At 50.9% G+C, this 20358-nt stretch carries 18 protein-coding genes; 9 read left to right on the forward strand and 9 right to left on the reverse strand.

What is annotated here, in order from left to right:
- The first annotated feature begins 456 nt into the window (after nt 1-456).
- Entirely contained in the window at nt 457-1632 is a 1176-nt protein-coding gene (locus C5523_RS11820) for an IS4 family transposase (RefSeq protein ID WP_108701011.1), read from the forward strand.
- A gap of 172 nt (nt 1633-1804) precedes the next feature.
- Here C5523_RS11820 and C5523_RS11825 read toward each other — a convergent pair whose 3' ends face one another.
- Nucleotides 1805-2344, reverse strand: a complete 540-nt coding sequence (locus C5523_RS11825) for a DUF2058 domain-containing protein (RefSeq protein WP_041851475.1) — start codon at nt 2342-2344, stop codon at nt 1805-1807.
- 327 nt (nt 2345-2671) lie between these two features.
- On the opposite strand from C5523_RS11825, the gene C5523_RS11830 reads away from it, so the two are divergent.
- Together C5523_RS11830 and C5523_RS11835 are read left to right on the forward strand one after the other, a co-directional pair.
- On the forward strand, nt 2672-3883 hold the full coding sequence (locus C5523_RS11830; RefSeq protein ID WP_108701155.1) for an MFS transporter: 1212 nt from the start codon (nt 2672-2674) through the stop codon (nt 3881-3883).
- Between the two features lie 38 nt (nt 3884-3921).
- Nucleotides 3922-4464 carry a GNAT family N-acetyltransferase gene (locus C5523_RS11835; protein WP_108701156.1) on the forward strand — a complete coding sequence of 181 codons (543 nt, stop codon included), beginning with the start codon at nt 3922-3924 and terminating at the stop codon, nt 4462-4464.
- A 138-nt stretch (nt 4465-4602) separates the two neighbouring features.
- Here C5523_RS11835 and C5523_RS11840 read toward each other — a convergent pair whose 3' ends face one another.
- Both C5523_RS11840 and C5523_RS11845 read right to left on the reverse strand, forming a co-directional pair.
- Nucleotides 4603-6165 carry a methyl-accepting chemotaxis protein gene (locus tag C5523_RS11840; RefSeq protein WP_041851472.1) on the reverse strand — a complete coding sequence of 521 codons (1563 nt, stop codon included), beginning with the start codon at nt 6163-6165 and terminating at the stop codon, nt 4603-4605.
- A 477-nt stretch (nt 6166-6642) separates the two neighbouring features.
- Nucleotides 6643-8073, reverse strand: coding sequence for an EAL domain-containing protein (locus C5523_RS11845; RefSeq protein ID WP_108701157.1), 1431 nt, complete (start codon nt 8071-8073; stop codon nt 6643-6645).
- A 234-nt stretch (nt 8074-8307) separates the two neighbouring features.
- Between C5523_RS11845 and C5523_RS11850 the strand changes: the two genes are divergently transcribed.
- On the forward strand, nt 8308-9201 hold the full coding sequence (locus C5523_RS11850; RefSeq protein ID WP_108701158.1) for a PhzF family phenazine biosynthesis protein: 894 nt from the start codon (nt 8308-8310) through the stop codon (nt 9199-9201).
- A gap of 99 nt (nt 9202-9300) precedes the next feature.
- Here the strand turns inward: C5523_RS11850 and C5523_RS11855 are convergent, their stop codons facing one another.
- The 3 genes from C5523_RS11855 to C5523_RS11865 all read right to left on the reverse strand — a co-directional run bounded on the left by C5523_RS11855 (nt 9301) and on the right by C5523_RS11865 (nt 10994).
- Nucleotides 9301-9546 (reverse strand): YmjA family protein, encoded by a 246-nt coding sequence (locus C5523_RS11855; RefSeq protein ID WP_108701159.1) that lies wholly within the window; start codon nt 9544-9546, stop codon nt 9301-9303.
- A 184-nt stretch (nt 9547-9730) separates the two neighbouring features.
- Complete coding sequence (locus tag C5523_RS11860) at nt 9731-10213, reverse strand: cold-shock protein (protein ID WP_041851468.1); 483 nt, start codon at nt 10211-10213, stop codon at nt 9731-9733.
- A 223-nt stretch (nt 10214-10436) separates the two neighbouring features.
- Entirely contained in the window at nt 10437-10994 is a 558-nt protein-coding gene (locus C5523_RS11865; RefSeq protein ID WP_079498013.1) for a hypothetical protein, read from the reverse strand.
- Between the two features lie 632 nt (nt 10995-11626).
- Here C5523_RS11865 and C5523_RS11870 point away from each other — a divergent pair.
- Nucleotides 11627-13462: a M48 family metallopeptidase gene (locus C5523_RS11870; protein ID WP_108701160.1), complete on the forward strand. Its 1836-nt coding sequence runs from the start codon at nt 11627-11629 to the stop codon at nt 13460-13462.
- A 112-nt stretch (nt 13463-13574) separates the two neighbouring features.
- Here C5523_RS11870 and C5523_RS11875 read toward each other — a convergent pair whose 3' ends face one another.
- Nucleotides 13575-14324 (reverse strand): SDR family oxidoreductase, encoded by a 750-nt coding sequence (locus C5523_RS11875; RefSeq protein WP_108702313.1) that lies wholly within the window; start codon nt 14322-14324, stop codon nt 13575-13577.
- A 439-nt stretch (nt 14325-14763) separates the two neighbouring features.
- Between C5523_RS11875 and C5523_RS11880 the strand changes: the two genes are divergently transcribed.
- The 4 genes from C5523_RS11880 to C5523_RS11895 all read left to right on the forward strand — a co-directional run bounded on the left by C5523_RS11880 (nt 14764) and on the right by C5523_RS11895 (nt 16767).
- Nucleotides 14764-15135 (forward strand): hypothetical protein, encoded by a 372-nt coding sequence (locus C5523_RS11880; protein WP_108701161.1) that lies wholly within the window; start codon nt 14764-14766, stop codon nt 15133-15135.
- Complete coding sequence (locus C5523_RS11885; protein WP_041851464.1) at nt 15135-15593, forward strand: DUF3828 domain-containing protein; 459 nt, start codon at nt 15135-15137, stop codon at nt 15591-15593. Before C5523_RS11880 ends, C5523_RS11885 begins: the two co-directional genes overlap by 1 nt.
- A 236-nt stretch (nt 15594-15829) precedes the next feature.
- Nucleotides 15830-16141 (forward strand): hypothetical protein, encoded by a 312-nt coding sequence (locus C5523_RS11890; protein ID WP_079497884.1) that lies wholly within the window; start codon nt 15830-15832, stop codon nt 16139-16141.
- 173 nt (nt 16142-16314) lie between these two features.
- Nucleotides 16315-16767 (forward strand): GNAT family N-acetyltransferase, encoded by a 453-nt coding sequence (locus tag C5523_RS11895; RefSeq protein WP_108701162.1) that lies wholly within the window; start codon nt 16315-16317, stop codon nt 16765-16767.
- 180 nt (nt 16768-16947) lie between these two features.
- On the opposite strand, the gene C5523_RS11900 is transcribed toward C5523_RS11895, so the two are convergent.
- Both C5523_RS11900 and C5523_RS11905 read right to left on the reverse strand, forming a co-directional pair.
- Nucleotides 16948-18414 (reverse strand): MdtP family multidrug efflux transporter outer membrane subunit, encoded by a 1467-nt coding sequence (locus tag C5523_RS11900; protein ID WP_108701163.1) that lies wholly within the window; start codon nt 18412-18414, stop codon nt 16948-16950.
- Nucleotides 18411-20354, reverse strand: a complete 1944-nt coding sequence (locus C5523_RS11905; protein ID WP_108701164.1) for an FUSC family protein — start codon at nt 20352-20354, stop codon at nt 18411-18413. The genes C5523_RS11900 and C5523_RS11905 overlap by 4 nt, the downstream gene beginning before the upstream one ends.
- Nucleotides 20355-20358 lie beyond the last annotated feature (4 nt).

Genomic DNA, 20358 nt, shown 5'->3' on the forward strand with positions numbered 1-20358 from the left:
CTCATTTTCCCGCATGCCAACCGCAGCGACATCTTTGTGCCCCCCCTGGCGCAGAGCGTGCAGCGAGGGAGTTGAGTCCCCGCTGAAATCGGTGAGACGAAGACCCGATGACAAGGGCAGGCCGCCAGGGATGGCGGACTGAGGTTTGTCGAGACAGGACGTCGAGTCAAACCGACCGCAGGCAGCGGGGCGGGAGGCGAACGTAGTGCGAAGCACCGATTTCTTTGCGGGGCCGCGGGGATTGTAAAGGGGAACGCGGTGTTCCCCTTTACCCGTTCACGTGTCCGAAGGTGACATGTCGCCATGAACATACGGTGAACGGAACCCACCTCCCGAGCTGCATTTTCCCCCTCACCCAGACCCTCTCCCCTAGGGCTGAGGAATCCCCAGAAAAAGTGAAAGGCACGATGAAGTGTGATCTACTGGCTGCGCTAACAAATCAGAAGAGACCTCATCGTGCCTTTAAAGACAGTGTGCCAGAAATTCTTTTCCTCGTCTTTACGCGGGATTCATTCTTTCCGCATTAATGTCCTCACTTCCATGGCTGTTGCGCTCTGCAACGGTGCTGAACTCACCCTGACCAGTCTCGGACGCTCCCTTCCCGGTTCCGCTCACGTCAAAAATAAAATCAAACGGGTCGACCGTGCCCTCGGTAACTCCGCCCTTCACCGCGACCTTCCCCGTATCCAGATGCAGCTCACCCGTGCCATTACCTCCCTCATGCCGTTCTGCGTTATTGCTGTCGACTGGACCGGATGGCCTGATAAAAACTGGCATCTGCTGCGCGCAAGTCTGGTCTGTAACGGCCGCTCACTTCCGCTGATGAGCGAAGTCGTTCCGGCTGAACTCGCCCAGAACAGCAGGATACAGTGCGCCTTCCTCGACCGCCTCCATGCGGCTGTTCCGCCGGAAAAAGCGGTCACGATTATTACCGATGCCGGCTTTCGCACCGACTGGTTCCGTCACATCAGTCTGCTGGGCTGGTCCTTCGTCGGTCGGGTCAGAGGGCTCGTGTGCTTCCGGATGGACGGCGATACACGCTGGATGAAAATCAGCGACCTTCATGCCGGCGAATACCCGGTAGGAGTGGGTTATGGCGTCCTGGCCCGGAAACCCCGCACGCCCTGTTACGGTCACTTTTATCTGCAGAAACGCCCGGGAGCAGGCCGTCACGGCAAAGGGGGGATGCCAAAAACGCAGAGAGAGCATCGTCGCAGCGCACAGGAGCCGTGGCTGCTGTTCAGCAATGTGGCAGGTATGGAGCCAGCACAGATAATGACGCTGTACAGTCGCCGGATGCAGATAGAGCAGAACTTCCGGGATGAAAAAAGCCCGCGCTTCGGGTTCGGACTGAGGCTGAGCCGCAGCCAGGGCAATGGACGTCTGGCGGTACTGAGCGTCGTGGCGGCCATGGCGAGTCTGGTGATGTGGCTGGCAGGGTATCTGGCGGAGAAAAAGCAGCGCCACCTGCGCTATCAGGCAAACAGTATAAAAGACAAAAGGATCCTGTCTTATGTGAGGCTGGCGGTTGAGGTTCTGCGGCATGAGCCCGGAATACTAAGGCGGCTGAATATCGCTAATGCACTGAAAATGTTAGGTAAAGAGTACAGTAATATGGTCATGGTGAACTGACCATATTACTGGGGATCTCTCAGCCCCTAGGGAGAGGGGACCGATCGTGCTCGCAGGGGGTCCCTCCCCCCTCTACGATCGGGCACCGAACCCGTAGATCCGGATGAGGCGCCGGGAGGATGCCCGGCGCGCTACATAAGTGCGGTGGGAAGGGGGGACTAAACGTTGCGGATTACCACATCAAATCGTCAGGAATTTTGAAATCGGCGTACGGATCGTCTTCGTCCTGCACTTCTTCGCTCAGCGCGCTGTTTAAGACAATGTAACTCTCATCGCGCTGGGCAATTTTATCCGCAACGACGGCGGGGATGATCGCGTATTCGCTGTCGCCGTTACTGTTGGTCACCAGACGCGCGATGGCGAGACGGCCATTGATCAGTTGTGTCTGCGTTGCCTTATCCACAACGACCTTTTTGATAAGGTTATTGTCGGTGAAGTTGAAATCGATATTGCCTTTGGCAATCACAATCCGGTTCATCTCAATAAGCTGCTTCACCTGCGCTTTATACTCTTTTGATAATGCCGCCTGCTTTTGTTGCTCGCTCAGTTGCTTATCGCGCTCGATCTGGGCTTTTTTATTCTCTTCTACCGCCTCTCTTGCCTCACGAGCCTGAACGCGTGATTTCTTGGCCGTTCTCTGGACTTTGGCCATCTTCTTGCTGGTCACTAAGCCTGCTTTCAGCATCTGCTCTTGTAAGGTGAGTTTTGTCATCGTCGTTTCTAACCTGGTAAAGAATTTGCGTGATTATAACGATAATTGTCGCGGATGTAACAGGTGCGCCCGCGACCGCGACGTTACGCGCCCTAAACCAGACGCTGACATAAAAAAGCACAGCGGAATCAATTGTTACATTTATGTATCATGCTACTGACTTGAAAACTCGCTACTCTCTCTTCTTGTGAGTATTACGCGACACGCAGGTTTTTAACCTGCTGATTTTAAAATGGAATGCGTGAAGGGCCGCGTGCAAACAACGGCACATATTCCCGTTCTGTGAATGCGAGACCATCGCTGGATTGCCACGTAAGAAGAGGTTGCATGTCTTTACGATCGCTACAGGCACTGTGTTTAGTGAATTTTTTCATGGCGGATGTCAGGGACGGTCTTGGCCCTTTTTTAGGGATCTTCCTCACTGAACATCACTGGCAAACCGACAGTATTGGCTGGATGATGACGCTTGGTGGTCTGGCAGGGCTGCTTGCCACGATGCCCTCCGGGCTGGTTGCTGATGCGTCACGGCATAAGCTGGCAATTCTTATTACCTGCGGTCTGCTTATCACCGCCGCGACGCTGCTGCTCTGGGTATTCCCGACACTCTATATCGTCGGCTTTTCTCAGCTCGTCACGGGCGTGTCTGCGGCTTTTATTGCCCCTTTGCTAACTGGCATCACGCTTGGGTTAACCGGCTCATCCGGCTTTAACCATCAAATGGGCAGAAACGAGGCGTTTAACCACGGCGGAAATATGAGCGCCGCAATACTGGCGGGTGTGCTGGTGTTCTACTTTGGCACAGATGCCGTGTTCATTTTGATGACCGGTATGGCGATTTGCGCCACGATGGCGGTGTTTGCTATTCGCCATGAGGATATAGATAACCGCGTCGCTCGTGGATTAAGCGGCAGCGCGGATCCTGCGGCGCTTCCCAAATTGTCCGTTATTATCACGCACCCTGCGGTCATCACCCTCGGGGTCACGCTGCTGCTTTTTCATCTGGCTAACGCCGCGCTGTTGCCGATGCTCAGTATGCGCGTGGCATCGGCGCCGGGCGGGGAGATAAGCGCGGGTGTGTATGCGGCGGCGACGGTTGTCATTTCACAACTGGTGATGATCCCCGTAGCCTTATTCGCGGCGGCCAGAGCGGAAAAATATGGCTACCCGCTACTGATTGCGGCGGCATTAATAGTGCTGCCGCTGCGTGCGGCGCTGGCCTGCACCTCAGCCGACCCGCTCTTTATGATACCGGTGCAGATTATGGATGGCGTGGCGGCAGGCCTTCTGGGTGTGGCGGTTCCGGGCTACATCGTCAAGTTGCTGGAAGGCAGCGGCCATACCAACGCCGGGCAGAGCTTTGTCATGCTGTTGCAGGGGGCTGGTGCGGCATTCAGTCCGGGCCTTGCGGGTACCATTGCGGCAAAATACTCCTACAGCGTGGCCTTTGCGGTGCTGGGAGCAATTGCGTTACTGGCGCTGCTTATCTGGACTCTGCGCCGCTTTTTTTATGGAACCCGCGAAGAGCGACAATCTTATTGAGTCGGCGCGAAAGGGAAAATAATGAACAGGGGAGTGAGATGATTTTAACGACTATGCCAGGGCTTATTATTCGGCGTTTTCATCGTAAAGACGCGGCGGCGTTTTTTGCGTATATGGCATCGCCGCGTGTGCCCTGTTTTTATGATGAGAGAATGCGTTCCCTGGCAGAAGCCGAAGAAGAGGTGGCCAAACGCGCCAGCGATGAGAGCCAGTTCGCCGTCTGTCTTAAAGAAAGTGACGCGCTTGTGGGACATCTTTTTGCCGATAACAGCGGCGAGCCCGATCCGCATACCTGGAGTGTAGGCTGGCACTTCAACCCGCAGTATGAAGGGCAGGGATTTGCCACCGCGTCGGTGAGCGCGCTGTTTACTTATCTGTTTACACATAAAGAGGCCCGACGCCTGTATGCCTATGTGGAAGACTATAATCTGCCGTCGCAAAAACTCTGTGCCCGTCTGCATATGCGACAGGAAGGCTGCTTTAAGGAGTTTGTCTCGTTCACAGATGAACAGGGCGAAGAACGGTACGACTCGACGTTTGTCTATGCGCTGCTTAAAAAAGAGTGGCAAGCAAGGGGCTGAGGTCGCGATGTCGCCTGGCAGTGCGCTGGCTCAACTGTCAGGTTTCCTTGGCGATAAATAAGACAATCCGGTAACCATGTTAATGTATTACCGGATTGTCTGGTCATTAACTATAAATAACAGATGTTATACGGGCATTCAGGCCATTTTAAATACACTGACCAGATCTTTAAGCACTCTGGCCTGTTCATTAAGCATTTCTGATGCTGCCACAGACTCTTCAACCAGGGCCGCATTTTGCTGGGTCGTGGTATCAATCTGACCGATGGCGATATTAATTTGGTGCACCCCTTCGCTTTGTTCCAGGCTCGCCTGTTCGATCTCTTTAAGTATATTTGAGACGCTATCGACGTTTTGCACCAGACCATCCATTTTGCCGCTCACCTGGCGCACCATATCCAGGCCGCGGGAACTTTGCTGCATGGAATTTTCAATCAGAGAACGAATATCTTTTGATGAATTTGCGGTTTTTTGCGCGAGAACGCGAACTTCCTGGGCAACGACCGCAAATCCTTTTCCGTGTTCACCTGCGCGGGCGGCTTCGACCGCTGCGTTAAGTGCCAGAATATTGGTCTGGAAAGCAATAGAATCGATCAGACTAATAATGTCAGACATTTTGTCCGCTGAGTTGGTGATATTGTGGATCTCATGGGTGAGAGATGACATTAACTTTTCATTATCTTTGGCCGTGATGCTGGCATTTTCTGAAAGGAGGGAAGCATTCGCCGTATTACTGCCGGTATTTTTCACCGTTACGGAAATTTGCTCCATTGACGCGGCGGTTTGTTCTACAGAGCTGGCTTGTTCCTCCGTTCGCGCTGACAAATCCCGCGTGCCAGCCATGATTTGAGAGGCGCCCGTCGCGATATTTTCCGCACCACTGCGAATTTCCGTCACGATTTTTCGTAATTCTTGCTGCATATGGGCAATAGCCCCTGTCAGAATTCCCGTTTCATCTTTAGAGGTGATGACAATATCGGTACCCAGATCGCCCTCTGCAATACGGGTTGCTGCGCTTACAGCATGATTGATAGGGCGGACAATAGCACGTGAAATCAGAATAGCCATGATGATACCAAGGGCCAAACAGATCAGTGAAACAACGATCATGGTCGCCTTGCTCACTGCATAGTCACCGAGAAAACCCGTATAGGATGTCTGCATTTCATTACGTTGCAAATCGATAAATTCCATTATTTTCCCCTGATACTGACTTTCATAAGCGCGGGTGTGAGTGGTGTACTCACTGACGGCGGCCTCAGGATCGGTTTTAAGATTTTTTATCACTAAAGCGCGTGACTGAATGTAAGCTGAGCGAAATTCAGATATCTTATTTAATAATAATTGTGAGGGTTCATCGTCTGCTTTTTCCTTTAGCTGTTCATATAACGCCGTTACGTCTTTACTTTTAGCATTCAATGCCTGCAAAAGCTGATCTTTTCTCTCTGGTTCCTTTTCTATAATTGCGTTAAGTAATAACGTTGTCGCGTTATTGACCTCTCTTATAACATTATTACCAAGGGCAGTCGTCGGATAGTCTTCCGTTACGATCTTGGATATTTTATCTTTGGCTTCATTAAGCCTGAATAGAGAGTTTGCTGAAATAAAAACCATCAAAAGCAATATCACACTAAATGCCAGTAATATTTTATTTTTGATACTTAAACCTTGTGTTTGACTGTTGGTCTTAACTTTTTTCATTATTCTTTCCTTGTTAAATTTGAAGTTATGCCTCTCTGCTCCTGCAGAGGGCATTTAATACACATCGGCATAAAGCCGATTATGCTTAGCTATTGATCGTTAAAAACTAAAAAAATTAAATTATTGATAGTTTATGTCTATTAGAGTTAATTCGATTGATCGATGGAATGTTGCATAAATTTAATGCAACAAATTTATTGAACGATTTGTGCTATTATTCGCAATCTGTATTGAAAAGGAAGAAGTTGGCTTTTAACCGCCGAATTGCTAAGGGAATTTAAAAAGAGACGATCATGATTAGATGATGGCACGGTTCCAGCAGATAAAGAGATGACGCAATGGACATAAGCGATTCTTCACTAATCGCAGTCGATCTGATAGCGCATTGGCCTGCGTTTCGTGCTTTTCCCTCTCTTTTCTGAAATTACCTTATAAAACGCTTCTGTCAGGCGAAGCGGCTACCGCCGCCATTATCTGTCACGCCTGATCATTATTATCAGTCAGACATGGTGGAAAATAAACATCAGCGACATCCGGATTATCGCTGGCAACGTGTGTATTACTTTGCTCACAAAATAATAAGAACTCATCTAAAGGCATCGGCTTTGCATAAAGGTAGCCTTGTTGCAGATCGCACCCCATTTTAAAAACGGTGTCAGCCATGGTTTGTGTTTCAATACCCTCGACGACGATGTTCATACCAACATCGTTTGCAATCTCGATGATTTTTTCTAAAATCACTCTATTTTTTAAGCTATGATCAATACCTTTTAATAAATGCTTATCGATTTTTACTTCACTGAATGGCATTTCATTTAAGATATTTAATGAAGAGTAACCAGAGCCTAAGTCGTCAAGTGACCATAACGCACCTTTGCGGGCGATATCATTCATGACATTTAATATGTACTTCTTATCATAAATAAAAGCACCTTCGGTGATTTCAAATTTAATACTTTTGAAGCTAAGCTTGTTTTTATTGAGAATGCTGCCTAATGTGTCGGGGAATTCAGCATCCATCAACTGTATGGGGCTTATGTTTACAGAAATAGTAATGTCTTTTATCTTATCTTTTATCGCGTGGATATCATTGCTCACGCGCTCTAAAATCCAATAGCCGATTGGTAAAATTAATCCGGATGCCTCAGCAATCGGGATGAAATAATCTGGTGGTATAAACCCTCTGACGGGATGTTTCCAGCGCAGTAAGGCTTCTGCTGAAACCACTTTTCCCTGGCGATTGATTTGTGGCTGATAATAGACAGAAAGTTGGTTTGTTTTTATAGCTTTCGATAACGCATAGGTGAGATACTTCTCGTTAGTGTAATCACCCCGGAAGATGATTAATATCCCAAAAATAAGCGCAACAGAAGTAAAATAGTTTATGAAAACACCTGTGGTCATGATGTGTTCGGGAGGATGAAGTAACTCACTGGTGAAGGAGATATCTGACACCGCGTAGATCAAATAGAATGCAAAGGCAATAAAGGGCATCACTGTTTTTACATAGAACCGCTCATGCCTGAGAAATAAAGCCCCGCCAACCGCGTATACCAACAGGTAAGAGTGGGATGAGCGGGGTATGGCGTTAAGCGGATAATCTGTCAAAGGGATCAAAATGCATACAATCAATATCATGTGAGAAAATATAAGCGTGTTTTTCTGTGTGATCCCACTGAATGCCATCTTAATGGCATAAAACCCAACAAGAATAACAGATAAACATAATGCGGAGATATACGGTTTGCCAGCAAATAGATATGCCGTGCTCCATGCCGCACCGCCTGTCAAACAGATAATACCGGTCAGAAAAAGTAAGAAATATTGCCGTCTTGTATGATTACAGCGGGGTAGTTTTTGAATGTAAGATTCAAAAAAAGAAACAGATGAACTCACTAATGTATGCATGCGATCTCCTGAAATACTTTATAATTGAGAAATACTCATTTTCAGTGCAGATCCTGACAAATACGGATTAAGGGTTTTCTCGTCTCGTTTTTCATATCTGATTCCTTTTTTAAAAAGAGGCAGCGATTGAGTCTACTATACATGATATTTTTTATGCTAATGAAACTGGCAGGTGTGCTGACCGCTAAATTGTGATACTCGTGGTTAAGTACCTCATTGAATTCAGGGCAGAGAATGAAAAGACGTTATGTCATCGCAGATGTTTTTACGGATACCCCGTTTGTTGGCAACCCCGTCGCCGTCGTCTTAGATGCACAGGGGGTGAGCACCGGGCAAATGCAACAGATTGCCGCCGAGTTCGGCTACAGCGAAACGACGTTTGTACTGCCGCCCGCCGACAGGGCAAACACGGCGCATGTGCGCATTTTTACCCCCACGCGGGAAATTCCTTTCGCCGGGCATCCCAATGTCGGCACTGCCTTTGTGCTGGCAAGCTACGCGGCGGCGAACGGCGAGACGCTGCCTGAGATATTGCAGTTTGAAGAAGCGGCGGGTCTGGTACCCGTTCGTCTGCTCAAAAACAATGGTGTGGTGAGCGGGGCCGAACTACGGGTGCCGGAGCCGTTATCCTGCCGTTCCGAAGTGAGCCCGGAGCAGGTCGCCGCCTGTCTGTCGCTGGAGGCAGACTGCATCAGTACGGCTGTGCATCAGCCGCTGGTGGCCTCGGTGGGGCTGCCATTTCTGATTGTGGAGCTCGCCTCCCGCGACGCGCTACGCCGCTGCGTACCAAATTTACAAGGTTTTCGGGCTGTTCTGCCACTGGACGGCGCAGTCTCCATTTATGCCTATACCCTGGACACAACACAGGAAGAGGACTGTGATTTGCAGGCGCGGATGTTTACGCCGCGGATGACCGAAGACCCGGCGACAGGCAGTGCGACGGCTGCAGTGACGGCGCTGCTGGCTTCGCTTAATGCTAAGACGACGCTCTCTTTGCGCGTAAGGCAGGGTGTGGATATGGGGCGTGCCAGCCTGCTGTTGGCAGAGTATGACGCCTCGCAGGGTACACCGGTTGTGCGGGTGGGCGGCAGCAGTGTGATCACGATGGAAGGGACGTTGACGCTGTGAGGTCATATCCGCCTGGCATGAGTGCGCCAGGCAGGCGCTAAGCGAGAAGGGGGACAGTCACCACAGGCTGCCGCCTTCCCGATACAGACTGATGGGGCGTTACTCGTTGCCCCATTGATTGAGGAAATTCGCGACGTCATCGATACGCTTTTCACTGATACCGGCTTCGCTGGCCATCTCTTGCTGCGCTTCTTCGCTGATCTCTTCGTTATTCATTAAGCGGGTGATCAGCAACTGGAAATAGTGTGCCAGGGGATCGCGCTCTGACTCGCTCACCGGCTTCTCGCTTTCCGACGAATACTCATCCACGATGTCATAAAATTTAAGCGGTATTTCGTTGTTCATAAGTCTTTCCCTAAGGTCTGAGCCAGTTGATGCTGCCGATGTGGTTTAGATAATAGCAGTCTTATTTTACTGCCCGCGGGAAAATTGCCGGATTAATACGGCAACATCCAGGAGGGCAGAAAATCGTGCCGACAGGCGGCGAATGGACCGCGCACAAGGTCGGCACAGGGTCAGCCTGATGATGTCAGACTTTGAGCATTTTTACCGTGGCTTCAACGTCAATTTCATCTTCCGAGAAGATTAATGTCGTGCCCTGGAAGGTGGTGATCGCCAGTTTTTTTACCGAGCGCATTTCGCCTGGTTTCTGCGCGGATTTCGGCTTGATGTTGTTCATCAGAAGCCCCACCGACAGCACCGCATTTTCTTTATCGATCCCGGTTTCAACTGGCACTTCTTCGCTGAACACCACGAAAGACTTGATCGAGGCGAGTTTCAGGCGCTCACCTGCAATATAGATGTACTTGCTTTCCGGAATAACTTTGACCGCATACGCGGACAAGCCTTTGTTGTTGGTGGTCGGTTCGAAGGTCACTGCGGCATCTTTCTTGATAAGATCAGGGTTGGCGACCTTAATCACATGAAAGTACCGGTTTTCGCCGTTTTCATCTTTGATAAATCCAAAACCTTTATCTTTAAACCACGTTGTGATTGTTCCGTTCATCGCCATTACCGCCTGATTAATCGTTTATCTACTCAATTTTTGCAGCGCGCAGTGTAAAGCACAATGCCCGCGCAGACTACGTCTTTGGATTAAGTGTGAGTGATAAAGTTGGGGGATGTCGAGGTGATGCGCTAAAGCCTGCGAGTGTGCACGTTCGGTTACCTTGCTCCTCCGGGAAGAGGGGGAGGGGAACAGACGCCCCCGGGCCTTCCCGGGCGCGCCTGTCAAATCATTTGCCGAGAATATTGTTTACCGCTGCGATGTGACCCGGCTTATCTTTCTGGTTCGAAATGACCTGAATAATGGTGAATTTTTTGTTGGCGACAGCAATTAAGGTTGCCTGAAATACGTCAGTACCGTCCATATTGCTGGTGGCCTCAATGTGATAAACCTTCAATCCCTTCACGTTCTCCGTTTTTTCACTGACAACCTTATAAGAGGGAGAGGCTTGCTTCTGCTGATCTTTTATGGATTTCAGGCCCGTGAGAAAATCATCCTCACTGGCAGCACGGGCCGCCAACGGGATGTCTTCTTCGCCAATAATGAGCACACGTTTAGCCTGTTTATTGACATACATTTTCCCAGGCGCACCGCCAGGAACAGGCTGAACCTCATAGCCCTGTAATTGGAATTCCTGCTTTCCATCCAGAAGAGAGATTGTTTCAGTCGTAGCGGCCTTTTGTTCCGTCGTCTGCACTTCGGCGGCTGATGCCACATTAACTGTACAACCCAGCGTTACGGTAAAGAATATTGCGGCTGACAGGTTAGATATATTCTTTAACTTCATTGTGAGCTCCTCATGGTGTTATTTCCTTTTTATGAAAATGCAGGGGTTACAGCGTAGAAGCTAAGTAAGCAGGCAGCAAGGCGGGATAGCATATTCCATTTCGAATTCCTTTTTTATGCCCGATAATGCAGACAAAACCACACAAATAATGGGTGGGAACATAAAGGCAGTGTCTCCTCATTCTTATTGATATGAAAAATAATAATGCAAATTACGAATTATCCTATTGCACACAGATAGGTGTTGTTAATCAAGGGAGGGATTTGTTACTTGTTGTTTTTATTGTGGTTAATATAGTTTATCGCATGAATTATCCCTGCACTTACTCAGCAATGTCACGGTTAAACAAGATATTTACCTGATTTTTTCAGAAGCCTTAATTTAATAAAGCAACCATTGTGCCCATCCCAAACTGAAATTGCTGCTGAAAATAACTTTGCCGTTTCCATTACTAACAAAGGTAGGTTTACAATCAGAATCTACCATTTGTAAAATAGTGTAAGCATAGCAAGAGGGCACTTTCCTCTTTAACTTGTACAGTAAACTCCTTCCGGTAATCTCCGCGAAAGCAGTTTTTCCCATTACAAACAGTGGATGAGTTAATAACGTTGAAAAGCATAACGGAATTGAAAATGGGTTATACAAAAGTACTCTTTTGGTTACTGTTAACCCTGTTTCTTATACCAGCGATCACATTAGGTTTTGCTGAGTACGGGAATAGATCACTCAATCAGGAATACACGCAATTCTTTATTGAGGATGCACAAAAACAACACCAGGATGCCGGGAAACTTGCCGGGTTCCTGCAAGAGAATCCACCTTCAAGCGTTTGCGGCCCGGTTAGCGAAGATCTGCTCAACTATAAAAAGGCGGTCTGCGCACCAGGTTCCGAACTCTGGCAGTTCTACATGATGGACAACGTTGCATTCTGGACGTTGATTGCCGGCTGTTTTGTACTGCTGATGATCGTGCTATTCAGCGCGCTGGCCTTTAGAAACCGTAAGAGCCAGTTGTTAAGCCTGATGCTGGCACGGCCATTCCTGATGTTAGCAGGTTCACTTGAAGTGATTGTTCAAGGGGCGATGCTGGTCTGGCTCTCTTTCTGGGGAACCGCCTTCTTCACACAAACCTACTATCCAAAACTGGTTATATTAGTCGGATTGATGGTGCTGGCGGGTATCTACTACATCATCAAAGGCATCTTTAAAAAGCTCCCGCCTGAGGAGAATATCGAAGGCGAAGTCGTGAGCCGCGAAGCCGCCCCTGCACTGTGGTCACGGATTGATGCGCTGGCTGCCAGAGTAGGAACAACCCCGCCGGACCATGTTATTGCTGGTATCGACGCCAATTTCTACGTAACAGAAGCACCGCTGCGCGTTAATGACCATCTGCTAAAGGGCCGCAAACTCTATGTCAGTATTCCGCTGTTGCGCCAACTGACGCTTGCGCAGGCGGATGGCGTCATGGTTCATGAACTGACTCACCTGCATGAAGGCGACACGGCATCGGGCGCGTTACTGGGGCCGAAGCTCCACCGTTTCGATCTCTATATTGCCCTGATGAGCGAGAATGTGGCCACGCTCATTGTCTACTATCCGCTGTATTTGTATCGCATGCTGTTTGAACTGGCATGGCAACGCAACAGCCGTGAACGTGAGTTCGTTGCCGATAGCAATGCCTCCGCGCTCATTTCACCTGCCGCGATCATCGAATCCCTGATCAAAATTTCAGCGTATGCGAGTTATCGCTATGAAGTTGAAAGGGATCTGTTTGCCAATAACGCGCTGCATGAGAGTGAATTGGGGATCCGCAAAACCATCGCCGCCGGTTTGCCTGCACATGTAAATTCGCCCGGTTTTATCAGTGCCATGCGTGAACATAATGTGCCGCATCCCTTTGATTCACACCCACCGCTGACTGAGAGGATGCGTAACGTTGGTTTTTCCGTCGAAGAAACCGCCTATGCCGCGGTGGCAGCGGAACTCCCGACGGAGAGTTGGGTTGATTTAATGCCCGTTGCCGACAACATCGAACAGCAGCTTTGGCAGAAATATGAGCGTGATTTCTCGTCTACGCATGAAGAGAGCCTGGCCTGGCGCTATCAGCCCACGGGAGAGGAAGAGACCGCGCTGGTCCTTAAATATTTCCCGAATGTTCCCTTTACGCTGAAAGACGGTTCGCAGGTCGAAATCACCTGGCAGGGCATTGTGTTGCCGAAAACGGCTGAACTGCTGGACTGGGATAATGTTAAAAATATCAACGTCCTCAGAAATTTTGGCCGGGATACCCTGCACGTACAACATGTGCAGCCGAACGCCCACGGCAAAAAACGCAGCAAAATTCCTCTGCCGGGCCTGAAGAAAGAGATTGAGAGATTCAAGCAAGTGCTGGCCTGGTACTGGCACCGCCATCAGACGGTACGGTCACTACTGCAACAACCCGAAACGGTGACTCAGCACGACGCATAAATAAGCAGTGGCTCAACCCTGTGACAGGGGTTGAGCTACAACTTTTATTCATCATTATTAATGAGCTTTTCGCTGCGTGATTAGGCAAGGCTGTCATGGGAAAAGCTGAGCCTCAGGCGTTTGACCTGCCACTCAGGTCCTCGCGAGTTGGACCTTGAAAGTAGATGCTACTGATATGGCAACTGCGCGGTTGCGTCAGCACGAAACGAATCGTTTCCCAGACCGATCGTCCATTCAAAAGACGTTCCCCCATCCTGGATTGACCATCGACAGACGTCTCTAACCCTGTAAGTTCGAAATCCGGCGGATACAGCCCGGTAACACGGATATTTTCTTCGGACAACTGCTGTGACAGTTTAGTTGTAAACCCGCTGAGACCGTGTTTGCTGGCGAAAAAAGCGGGATGCGCAATTGAGTCCGTAAAATTCGGGACGCCACATGAAGATATTATTGAGATGATATCAGCACTGTCTGAACGTCTTAACCCAGGCAGCAACGCCTGAGTCAACAGGATCGAACCTGTCAGACCTGAACTGACGGTATTAATAATTTCTGTGTCAGGCTGATCGTCTAAGCTGCCTGACAACCACTGAGCAGCATTGAGAATTAAAATGTCGATGGGCTTGTCTGAGGTTAAAAGCTGTGAAGAAAACTGAGAAACGGATTCAGGCCGGGCTAAATCACAGATATACCCTTTTGCAATGCCGCTTTCTGCAGTGATGATGCTGCAGGTTTTTTGAATATCCTCAGCCCGCCGCGCGCAAAAATCCACTTCGACACCCTCTCGGGCCAGCCACACGCACAGCGCCTGGCCAAATCCTCCACCTCCACCGGTAATAACCGCTCTTTTTCCTCTGAGCATCTCCATGCCTCCCTTTCTTAATGACTCTGTGTGGATGTAGATATACAGGAGGAGGGGCAGTGACATCTTTCCGTTCGTGCCATTTGTATAGGAGGAAGATGAATAAGCCGCAGAGCGTTTTAACCAATGTGTTGCATCCATCAGTTGAACTCACAGCCTGGAGCGGACTATGAGAAGTGCCGATGGGCTCCCGTTTTTTATGATGCTGAAAATTCTTCTGCAAACTGTATGAAAATTACGCAGCGATGACCAGACAGTTCTTATCCCGATCATCATGATACTTATCTGGCTCAGCCTGATTTTTGTAGACCACTACACAGCACGATATTGATGGTAAACGAGGGGAAATAAGATAACTCTTATTTGTTGCTTTTTATCCTGATGTAGCATTGCAGCATCTTACATTATATTGGTCATTATTGTTTTCAGAGGGATTTTTATGGGATGGAATAAAGATGCAGCAGTAGATTACCTTGTAAAACACGCTGGGCCGACTTCAAAGAGTAAGTGTGCAGTTTATACGCGCCTGGCTATTGCGGCCGGAGGAATAAATATTCTAAATACAGAATTCGCAAAAGATTATGGCAATTCACTGCTCAAGGCCGGATTCACTGCTTTACCCTCATCTTCAAATCTTGAAAAGGGCGATGTTGTTGTTATTCAGCCATATCCCGGAAGCCGCCTTCAGGCTGGCCATATGGCCATGTTTGATGGGAAAACGTGGTATTCCGATTTTAAACAAAAGGATTTATATCCCGGTAATGGTTACCGGAGGAATCACCCACCTTACGTTATCTACAGGAAGAATTGATGCGCCTGATACTCACCTTTATTCTGGCTTTTTACTTGCCTTTTGCCAGTGCAAGTGCACCCGTTAGTGCTCAGAAGAGCGTCACAGAATTCTATCAATTTTATCTGGGCGATTTTACTAATATCTCACCAGATAATTCTTCTCATAAACAAAAAATGACAAAATGGGTATCAAAAAAGCTCCTTGCCCGCCTTGATGCTATCTACAAGATTCCCGAACAAGAATTTCTTGAAGCTGATTATTTTACCTATACGCAGGATTATGCAACTGAATGGATCCATCGCTTACGTACAACTCCTGGCGTTGTGGATGGCAGCAGCCAGAGAGTGGATGTTTGGTTGGGTATACAGGATAATAAATATAAGCATTTGCAGGTCTGGACCCGGAAGGAAGATGGCGAATGGAAAATCTGGCGAGTGGTTGATGCAGGAAACCATATCGAGCAGAAGCTCTATTGAGTTCTTACATTATCCGGTGAAAAAGCCTGTGGCGACACGGGCAAAATTATTACTTCTGCTCCTGTCACGGAACTGGTCGTCCTTTTTTTGAGCGAGGAGCGGACATACAAGAAGAGGGAAGCTGGCTTATCCCAATAATGAGCTTTTGAGTGACGAGGCATACTCATTGGAAAATACGCCATAAAGTGACTTTCGATGGTATGGTTACATTCTTACCACGAAAAGAGGAAACACTAATGATTGTAAGGACCTGGCACGGTTGTGTTCCGCTAAAACATGCTGAAGCTTTTGCGAAACACCTTGAGAATACCGGTGTAAAACATTCAAAGAGCATATCTGGGAACAGAGGCGCTTTTGTGCGTAGAGAAACCCAGGGGGAATGGGAGCATTTTTTCCTGGCGACTTACTGGCAGGATCTGCAGTCGGTTAAGGCATTTGCCGGAGAAAGCTATCACGTAGCGGTGACGTACCCGAGTGACGAAGAATTTGAACTACTTTCCGATCCCTACGTTTTCCAGCATGTAGTGGAGAACGTTGCGCCGCTTTAGCTTCGTTTCCGGGGCAACCTGTCGGTTACCCGAATTTTTTAAAATATCCATACTCATTTAATGCCCTTAGGGCCACTTCTGGCACACAGGGGACATCCGGGCACGGCAGATTTCCCCTGGACGCGCTGTCAATTCTGCCCAAGCTATGCAAACCGAAATCATTGGAACGGCTCATGAATATCCAATTCACAAACATTACCCCGGCCAGCCCAGGGTTTATGGAGTTAAAATTAAAGAGCATGGCTGAAGGATTTAACATGCTACACCGACTGGAAGAAAATTGGTTAAACGGACAGAACCGCTTTGACAGGCCCGGAGAAAAACTGCTTGGGGCTTATGCTGATGATTTAATTGTTGGCGTGTGCGGACTTAACATCGATCCCTTTACGGAAATAACTGGCACCGGACGTCTGCGGCATCTCTATGTAGACACGGCATGGAGAAGAAATCATGTTGGCAGCGGTTTGCTCAGTGAAATACTTAAAGATGCTGGCCTCTGGTTTGATTTTATCAACACCAACGCACCATCATCGGCATTCACTTTTTATGAACGAGCCGGCTTTGTTGCTTTATGTGATATGGATAAAGTTACACACCACTTTTGCCTGAGAAAGCAAGCACGGTAGAACATTCTCGTTTTGGACACAGCGCCGATTGTGTCCTGTGTCAGATGGCCAGGGCATCTTCTTTGTATTGACGATTTTTTCAAGAAAACTCAGTTCAATTTGCATATTTAGTCCTTAAAATAGCGCCGGGAAATCTTCGAGCATATATTGCTTTAAAATCAGACGCTCTGTTTCCATTTTTCACTGTCTGGCAGACTGTGGGCCGCGGTAATCGCCGCCCAGGGCTTTAATCAAGGTGATATCGGTGCTGAGCCGCTGGGCCTCGATATCCAGCAGCAAAAGCTGCTGCGCGATGGCCGGACGACGCGCCTCCTGCGCCGCATAGTAGCTGACCAGTCCGCGCTGATGGTGTGCGCTGGCGCTGCGGGTAGTCATCATCGCCGCCGCGACTTTCTGCTGCTGCAGCGCGGCCTGCTGGTTCAAATCGTTCAACTGGCTGGAGCTAATCGCCACGTCGCGCACCGCATCCAGCACCGCCTGGTTGTACTGCTTAATTAAAATATTGCTCGCCGTACGCGTCGATTTCAGGCTGGCGTCTAAGCGCCCGCCGTCAAACAGCGGCAAATAGAGCCCCGGCAGCAGGTTGATCTGCTGGAATGAGGACTTAAACAGATCGCCAACGCTCAGCGCGTTGTAGCCCCAGAAGGCTTTGATATCGAAGTGCGGGTAAAACGCCGCTTTTGCCGCGTCCACCTGGTTCATCGAAGCGCTGACGTAGCCGCGCAGCGCCTGCAGATCCGGGCGACGGGCCAGCAGTTCAAACGAAAGCGAATCCGGGAGCGTTTCCTGCAGCGCCGGCAGCGGCACGGGATGCATCTCCGGCATGCTATGCGCATCGGCGCCGATCAGCGCCCGCAGCGTTTCCCGATACTGCGTCAGCGTCCCCTGTGCCGTAATCACCTGCTGCTGCGCCGCCAGCAGCTCCGCCTGGGCGTTGGCGACATCGACGCTATCCTCCACGCCGCGCGCGGTACGATGCTCATGCGCCTGCACCGAGAGCCTGGCGATGGCCTCCAGCTGATTAAGTAATGCGATTTTCTGGTAAGTTGCCTGCATCGCGAAATAGAGCTGGGCCACGCTGCTGGCAAGATCCAGCTCGATGCCGGCGGTCTCCGCCTGGCGGGCGTTCTTTTCGCCAATCGCGGCGGCAACGCGGGCGCGGTCGGCGCCCCATAAATCGATATTCAGCGTCGCCCCGACGCCAACCGTATTCAGCGTGTACCAGGGGCCGTTTTTATCCACCGGCAGGGAGAAGGAGTAGGGCCAGGTGAACTGTTTATTGGTGACCCGCAGACGGTTTTGCGCCGCCACGGCGGTGGCCTGCACGCCCATTGCCGACTGCGCCAGCTCGACCGTGGACTGCGATTGCGAAATACGCAGCCGCGCCGCCTGCATGGTGGGGGAGTTCTGCAGCGCGCGATTGACCAGCATATTGAGCTGCGGATCCTGATAGCCTTCCCACCAGCGCGCCGTCGGCCAGCCGCTATTCGCCAGATGGATCACCTGCGCCAGCTCGGCCTGCTGCGGATTGACCAGCGGAACCTGGCCGGGATCGTCCTGAATTAATGCGCACCCGGTTAACAGCGTCAGGGCGAAGGCAAACACCGGGGAGCGCGCGGCGCGCGGGAGAGTAGAGGTTTTAATCATGATTGCATTGCCTGTCGCGGAATATCGGAAGACGCAAATGGCCACGCCGGCAGAGCGGCCAGCGCGTTGACCAGCGGTGCGCCAAATGGATTCGCCGGGTCCGGGAGAAGCGCCTGGGGGCGTTCTGTTGCAGTTTGCTGCGCGTCGATATCGGCAGCGTAGCCTTCAAGCCGCCGGGCGCAGCGGGGTAAAAAAGTATCCCCCGGCGCGGCGTACAGACGATAGCCTTCGCTGAGGCGCAGGATCTCTTCCGCCTGATGGAACGTCGCCCGCACCGGCCAGTTTTTGGCTTCCGGCCACGGGTGGGCGTAGGTTCCCAGCGGCTCGGCGGCTACCCGGTTGATTAAGGTTTCGCTCTCGGTCAGCGCGGCAAATAGCGGTACCAGCTGAACCTCATCGTCGCTTGAGGAGAGGGTCTGCGCCAGCTGGCGATAAAGTTGTGCCAGACGCGCTTTGAGCTGCGGGGCTTCGCTATCCGGCCATAAATAGAGATGTACAATCGAGGAGACCAGCACGCCGAGCAGGATACCGATAACCCGGTCGCGCAGTTCGGTAAGGTTGCTGAGCGGGCCAAACCAGCTCAGGAACGCCAGCGCAAAGGTGAAACCTATCTGGATCCCGGCGTAGGCGATGCGCTCTGAGCCTGCCGCAATCCACGCGGCCAGCGCGAACACCGGCAGGGTCATCGCCAGCAGGCCGCTCAGCGAGTCGGTCCAGGGCTGCACAAAGACGATCAGGAGCAGCGCAATCAGCGTCGCCAGCAGCGCGCCGCCGATGCGCAGCCACGTTTTCTGCAGGGTAGCGCCCAGACCCGGCTGGGCGACAATGACGCAGCTCAGCATAATGGTGTGGATGCCCTGCCAGTCGGCGGCGGTATAGAAAACGTAGCACAGCAGCGTCGCCAGTAGCGTTTTCAGGGCAAAGTGCAGATAGGCGGGATTGGACCACGCGTCCGGCAGCAGGAGCGGCGCTTTTTCCACTTCACCCTGCGGTAACGCGATGGTTTCGCCGCGCGCCAGCCGCGCCAGCACCCCGGCGATCTCCTGCAAAATGGCGCTGTTATCGCTATCGCGTGGGACCATTAACGGCTCAATATCCGCCGCCGTGGGGCTGGGCAGATTATCCGCCAGCGCGTTCAGCGCGCGGGCTATCTGCTGGCGCGCATCGGAATGGTCGCGGCCCGGTTGTAGCTGCGCCGTTAAATGGTAGCAGCGCAGCGCGGCGGCCATCAGCGATTGCCAGGCCTGCGGGCTGGCGGCAATCTCCGGCGTGGCGCGGGCGGCTTGCTGGTACAGGGACTGCAACTGGTTAAACTGGCCGGCGATCTCTTTAAAGGAGGGTTGCGGCGCCCCGCCATCCGGTTGGCTAAGAATCCGCGCCGTCTGGCGCAGCATGACCACCAGCCGGGCTTTAAACTGATAGCCGGGGAACGCCTGTTGGAAACAGGCGTTGACCAGCAGCGTCACCAGAATGGCGGTGTTAATCGCCACCCATAGCCACAGCAGCAGGCGTACCAGAATTTCGCTCTGGCTGGTCATCGACGGGAAGGTCTGGGCGTAGATGACTGCCAGCGCCACCACGAAAAACGCCAGCCCCAGCTTGCCGAGGACCCGCATCAGGTAAATCGCACAGAAGAACAGGATCACCGAGGCGACCAGGCGAATTAGCGGATAGTCATAGGTCCACTTGATAATCAGCAGTACGCCGCCCAGCGCGACGCTGACGGTTACCACGAAAACCACGCTCACCAGCTTAATCATCAGCACGTTAGGCTGGCTGACGTAAAACACCACGATCAGCGCCACGGCGAGGAAGGGAATATGCAGGGTCATAAACAGCACGATCAGCACCGCACAGCTGAGCGTCAGGCGCAGGGTGTAGTTCGCCCGCCCCGGCGCATCGCGGAGTTCCCGGGTCAGAAAGGGCCACAAGCTTTGCATGCCG

This window comes from Phytobacter sp. SCO41, assembly GCF_003073275.1.
Classification (GTDB): domain Bacteria; phylum Pseudomonadota; class Gammaproteobacteria; order Enterobacterales; family Enterobacteriaceae; genus Phytobacter; species Phytobacter diazotrophicus.